The organism is Rhizomicrobium sp. (genome assembly GCF_056722145.1).
Genome location: NZ_JBWZET010000212.1, coordinates 1 through 5,860, shown reverse-complemented (window position 1 = coordinate 5,860; position 5,860 = coordinate 1). Strand labels below are relative to the sequence as shown.

4 protein-coding genes are annotated in these 5,860 nt (G+C 63.3%); 1 reads left to right on the top strand and 3 read right to left on the bottom strand.

Translation table 11 applies throughout. From position 1 onward, the window contains the following. Nucleotides 1-119 precede the first annotated feature (119 nt). Nucleotides 120-3,581: an outer membrane beta-barrel protein gene (locus AC1P6P_RS11695; protein WP_481402619.1), complete on the bottom strand. Its 3,462-nt coding sequence runs from the start codon at nucleotides 3,579-3,581 to the stop codon at nucleotides 120-122. Between the two features lie 421 nt (nucleotides 3,582-4,002). On the opposite strand from AC1P6P_RS11695, the gene AC1P6P_RS11690 reads away from it, so the two are divergent. Next, a complete protein-coding gene (locus AC1P6P_RS11690; RefSeq protein WP_481402618.1) occupies nucleotides 4,003-4,986 on the top strand; it encodes a cation diffusion facilitator family transporter in 984 nt (327 codons plus the stop codon). A 67-nt stretch (nucleotides 4,987-5,053) separates the two neighbouring features. Here AC1P6P_RS11690 and rplQ read toward each other — a convergent pair whose 3' ends face one another. Next, nucleotides 5,054-5,467, bottom strand: a complete 414-nt coding sequence (rplQ, locus tag AC1P6P_RS11685; protein WP_481402617.1) for a 50S ribosomal protein L17 — start codon at nucleotides 5,465-5,467, stop codon at nucleotides 5,054-5,056. A 235-nt stretch (nucleotides 5,468-5,702) separates the two neighbouring features. Further along, nucleotides 5,703-5,860 (bottom strand): DNA-directed RNA polymerase subunit alpha C-terminal domain-containing protein (locus AC1P6P_RS11680; RefSeq protein ID WP_371432100.1); only part of this gene is annotated, 158 nt, incomplete at its 5' end.

Here is a 5,860-nt window from a genome sequence, read left to right as displayed (position 1 = left end):
CGATGACAAAAAGTGGGAACCGGTTTTTGTCTATAAATCGCACGAGCACAAATATTGAGAGCAAGATGTCGTTTCAACGAAACGTCATCATGCTCTAGATTTCGGCAGGTGCCGTTCGATCAGAAGTCGAAGCGGACGCCGGCGCGGATCGCGTAGAGCGAAGGCTTCGAATACGAAGTCGTCTTCGGCGCCGAATAGACCGAATAGGTGTAGCCCGGGCAGGTCTGGCCGCTGACCGTGCCGGCGGTGCAGGCGACGCGAACGACCGTCTGGCTGCCGCCGAAGTCCTGGTAGGTGCCCCAGTTGCGATTGAGCAGGTTGAGGAAGTTCTCGATCCCCAGCATTGCGGTGAACTTGCTGTGGAAGAAGAACGGCACCTGCTGTGCCAGGTTCAGGTCGACCTTGTTGTACCACGGCCCGGTGAGGATGTTCTTGGGCGAGATCTGGCCCTGGTAATCCTTGAGCTTGGTATTGTTGACCAGTGCCATCACCGCGTCGCGCGTGGCCGTGTCGGCGAAGGTGACGATACCATAGGTCAGTCCGCCGTTGGTCGGTGTCAGGCTGAAGTTGGGTACGTAGAACAAGTGCGAGCTGGTGTTGAGCACGGTGCCGAACACCGCCGAACGGCCGCTGGCGCCGTTGACGGTGTTGTCGAACATCGTCGCCGACCACGGCTGGCCCGACCGCAATTCCCAGTTCACGCCGAAGCGCGTCTCGTTGTCCCCGAAGAACTTGTGGTGGAAGTTCAAGGTGGCGCGGATGGTATGCGTGACCTCGAAGGTCGAGCGGCCATAGTCGCCGCCCGAATTCGGATCGGAAGTCGGGATCGAGTACGAGCTGCTGACCGTGGAACTGGTCAGGATGCCCGAAATGTCCTTGACGTCCTGATGGGTATAAGCCGCGGTCAGGTCGACGAACCCGAAGTCCTTGTCCATGCTCAGCGACCAGACGATGCCGCGACCCTTGTTCGAGTTGGTGAGCATCATGTCGTAGTTGCTGCCCGGCTGCGCGCCGTTGACTGTGCCGCCGTAGCGCGGGCGACCATCGGGCGCGAGCTGCAACACCCCGCCCACGACCAGCGGCTGCGCGCGCAGGTCGGTCCAGCGGATCGCTTCCTGCGCCCGCGAATAGAGCAGGTCGGCGCGGAAGGCCCAGCCCGAGGCAAAGGCAGAATCGCCGAATTCGGGATGCCACTGGGCCGAAAGGTTGTACTTCCACTGCGCCGGAAGCTTGAAGTTGGGATCGAGCAGGTTGGTCAGCGCGTTGGCCGAAACACTGGCGTTCGACTTCACGTAGTTGATCACCGACGCCGGCACGGAACCGCCCGCGACCATGGACAGTGCCGCCGCACAAACCGCAGCAGGGACCGCGACCGACTTGTTGGCGTTGTCGACGCAGGTCGGCGCGGCAGCGGTGCCGCCGGTGCGAAGAATGTCGATCGAGGTGATTGTCGCGCCGGTGGCATTGATCGCTGCGCCGCTGTTCGAATAGTTGTTCGACAGGAACACGTCCGACAGGCCGCCCGCGAACAGGCCGGCGCCGCCCGAAATGCGCAGTGTCGGTGTCGCGGCCCAGTTGAAGCCGATGCGCGGCTGCAACTTGCCGCGGCCGTTGATCGTGGCGTTGTTGTCCAGTCCCGGGTAGAGCGCGCTGTAGCGGTTCAGGAAATTCCGGTTCAGCGCGATGGACTTGTCGGCATCATAGAAGTCGAAGCGAACCCCGCCGTTGATGGTAAGCTTGCTGCTCGGCTTCCACGTATCCTGCAGGCCGACGGTGTTCATGTCGTAGGCCCAATCGACATATCCGTCGTTCTTGCTGCCTGTCGTGGTGGTGGTCAGCACGAATTCGTTGGCGATGCGATTGCTGAAGTCCGACAGCGAGTCGAAGTAATAGGCGCCGCTGCCGCCACCGGTCGACCCGGCCGATACCGCGCTGCCGCCGTAGACGAACAGGTTGTAAAGGCTCGAATGGAAGTGATCCAGTTCGAGCTTGAAGTTGTGGTCGCCGGCCTTGAGCTGGATGTTGGTGTCGATGGTCAACTGGTGGTTGTGGAACTGGTTGGCCTGGCGCGGCGTGTCCGGACCCATGCGGACGATCGGCATCCCGGTGGAGCACAACGTGGACCCGGCACTGTTGTAGAGGCCGCCGACGCTGGTCGGATCGAGGCAGACGTTGAACTGCGCGTAATCGGGTCCGAAGAAGGCATCCTGGCCGCGGCGGTAATAGCGATAGGCGACGCGGACTTCGCTGGACAGGTTAGACGACCACTGCGAGTTCAACTGCGCCGACAGCGCATTGTTCATCTCTGTAAGCTGGTAGAGATTCGACTGGAGCTGGATGTACGGCGTCGATGTGCTGCTGCTGCCGGTGGCAACGCCCGAGCCGCTGGCGTAGTTCGGCAGCACGTTCTTGTGGTGCAGGAACGAGACCGAGAAACGCTGGCCTTCGGTGATGTTCCAGTCGAGTTTGGCCGAGTACTTCTCGTCGAGTTCGGTCAGCGCCGTGGGGACGTTGCCGACATTGTACTTGTCGTAGCCCGAGTTGTTGAACACCGAGACCACGTTGTCGACCTGGGCCTGGGTCAGGTTGGGCACCGTGTTGGGGGCCGAAGAGCCGGTGACGCCGTAGGTGTTGCTGGCGCCTTCCGAGAGCTTCTCGTAGGCAAGCGCGAAGAACAGCTTGTCCTTGATCAGCGGGCCCGAGAGGCTGCCGCCATAGTTCTTGAAGTTGAGAATCGTGGTCTGGCCGACCGGATAGACGTCGCCCACCACACCGCGGTTGTCGCGGGTCTTGTTGCCGGTCAGGCTCGGGCCGCTCCAGTCACCGAAGGCGGTGACGTGGAAGGCGTTGGTGCCGGACTTGAGCACGACGTTGACCGCGCCGCCCTGGAAGTTGCCTTCCGAGATGTCGAATGGCGCCGCCTTGACGGTAAGCTGGTCGATCGCCTCGATCGAAACGATGCCGCGGGTGGAGGGCAGGCCGCCATAGTTGAGGCCGAAACTGTCCTGCATCTGCACGCCGTCGACCGAGAAGCGCTGGGTGCGGATGTTGCCGCCGGCGATCGAGATGCCGCCGACATTGGCGTTGTAGCTGGCGAGCGGGTCGCGGCGGATGATGTCGCGCACGTCGCGGCGGGCCGAGACGATGTCCTGGATCTGCGAGGCACGGAAGGTGCTTTGCGACGAGGTCACGAGGCCGCGCGCGCCGACGCGATCGGCCGAGACGACGATCTCGCGCTGGGCGAGCTTGACCGGAAGGCCGAACGGCTCGCCGACCGCGAGGTTGATGCTCTCGACCGTTTCGGGTGCGAAACCGGACGAGACGACGGTGACCGTGTAGGGGCCGCCGACACGCAGCCCGCGCAGCGCGTAGCTGCCGGTGCTGTCGGTGCTGGCGGTGCTGCGCGTGCCTGAGGGCACGTGGACGACGGTGACCTTGGCCCCCGCGACCGGTGCACCCGATTCATCGGTGACCTGGCCGGTGATGGCCGACGTGGTCTCCTGGGCGAAGGCCGGCGTGGCGATCGCGCTGGCCAGCGAAAGCGAAGCGACGCTTGCGGCAAGGAAATATCGAAGCTGCATGACTGAAAAGTCCCCCTGTTGGCCCGGTCGAAAGGCAATTGCGTAGCCCTGGAGCGCCCCCGCAACGCCGCGGGATGGCCGTCGGCGAATCACCGTCTGCCACCCCGATACATTTGCTTAACTAGGACGCTCCGGTTTCTGAACAGCCGCGAGTGACAGTTTCGCGACGCCTGGTGCGATCCGCTCGCAAGTGCGATGCGGGTTACGTTATTGACAATGTTGTATTTAGTGCGGGATTTTCGCGTCTTTTCAGTGAAATTACAGTCTATCCCATCGAAATTCCCGACGCATTTTTCGGCGGAGGTGCGGCAATTGTGCAACGCAGCGAATGCCCTTTGTCGCCTGCCGATTGCCCTTGCTGTGCCGGAAAAGCACTGCCAGAAGCCGCGGGCGGGAAGCGATCGACGAGGCAATCGGACAAGTGAGCGATTTACGCGAATCCGGCCATGGCCACAGTCACGCCCAAGGGCATCACCACGGGCATGGCCACGGCCATGTCCATGGCCATCATCACCATGGCCATTCGGGCCCCGGCTCTTCTTATGGCGCCGCGTTCGCCATTGCCGTGGCGCTCAATGCGGCGTTCGTGGTGGTCGAAGTCGGGGCGGGCTTGTGGTACGGATCGCTGGCCTTGCTGGCCGATGCCGGGCACAACCTGTCCGACGTCCTGTCTCTATTGCTCGCCTGGGGCGCCAGTGCGCTGGCATCGCGGCCACCCTCCGAGCGGTTCACGTATGGGTTCAAGAGTTCGTCGATTCTGGCGGCACTCGCCAACGCGGCGCTGCTCTTCGTGGCGCTGGGGGCAATCCTGATCGAGACGCTGCGGCGCCTGGCGGAGCCGGCGCCGGTGGCCGGCGGCATGATGATGGCGGTGGCGGGTGCCGGCATCGTCATCAATGGCGTTTCGGCCCTGTTGTTTGCTGGCGGACACAAGCACGACCTGAACTTGCGCGCCGCGTTCGTGCATATGCTGGGCGATGCCGCGGTGTCGGCCGGGGTGGTGATCGCCGGCGCCATCGTGCTGCGCACCGGCTGGAACTGGGTTGACCCGGTGACCAGCCTGGTCATCACGCTGGTCATTGCGGCGGGAAGCTGGGGCTTGCTGCGCGATGCGGTGAAACTTGGGCTGCTGGGCGTGCCCGACAATGTCGAGCATGGCAATGTGCGTGCGTTCCTGGCCGCTCTGCCAGGAGTGAGCGCGGTGCACGACCTCCACATCTGGCCGATGAGCACCACCGAAACCGCGTTGACCGCGCATCTGGTCATGCCCGGCGGCCACCCCGGCGACGGTTTCCTGCAACAGCTGGCACACGAATTGGCGCATGATTTCGGCATCGGCCATGCCACCGTGCAGGTGGAACAGGCGATGGCCGATTGCGCGCTGGCGCCCGAAAGCGTCGTCTGAATACGAAAAGGGCGGAAGCGTCGCCGCTTCCGCCCTTTCGGACCTGCATTGCGCAGGATGAAAGCGATCAGTCCTCGGTTTCGTCCGAAGCAACCGGACCCGAATCCTGGCCCTTGGCGGCCGTATCACGATCGACCAGTTCGATGATCGCGATCGGCGCGGCGTCCGAGGCGCGGATGCCGGCCTTGACGATGCGGGTGTAGCCACCGCTACGGCCGGCATAGCGCGCAGCCAGCACGTCGAACAGCTTCACGAGCTGGGCGTCGTCGAGCAGGCGGGCATGGGCCAGACGACGGTTCGACAGGCCGCCACGCTTGGCGAGGGTGATCAGCTTCTCGGCATAAGGGCGCAGTTCGCGCGCCTTGGCGAGGGTGGTGGTGATCTGCTCGTGCTTGATCAGCGAGGCCGAGAGGTTGCGCAGCAGCGCCGCGCGGTGCGACGAGGTGCGCTGCAGTTTGCGCTGGCCGAGTTTATGACGCATTTTTCGTTCCTTCGTTCGTAAGGGGGCCGTTCTAGGTACCCCGGTCCTGGCTGGATGAAGGGCCAGCCTGTTTCCCTATGTTGCCGCCGTTGTGGGCGGCCTTGCCGTCAAGGGAGTAATCCCATGACGTCGAACGGGCCTGCGGCCCGCCGGCCGGACAAGCCGCTGATCCGGATTTAAGCTACCGTTTCGCTTCGCAAAACGTCGCTTATTCTCGGGCGGACGCTTCCGGGCTTTAGCCCAGAAGCTCCTGCTCCAGTTTCTTGGCCATCTCTTCGATGTTCTCGGGCGGCCAGCCGGGGATGTCCATGCCGAGGCGCAGGCCCATCGACGAGAGCACTTCCTTGATCTCGTTGAGCGACTTGCGGCCGAAGTTCGGCGTGCGGAGCATCT

What these genes read in the sequence shown, in the direction of transcription:
- rplQ (WP_481402617.1), bottom strand. Translation starts at nt 5,467, where the DNA reads ATGCGTCATAAACTCGGCCAGCGCAAACTGCAGCGCACCTCGTCGCAC.
- AC1P6P_RS11695 (WP_481402619.1), bottom strand. Translation starts at nt 3,581, where the DNA reads ATGCAGCTTCGATATTTCCTTGCCGCAAGCGTCGCTTCGCTTTCGCTG.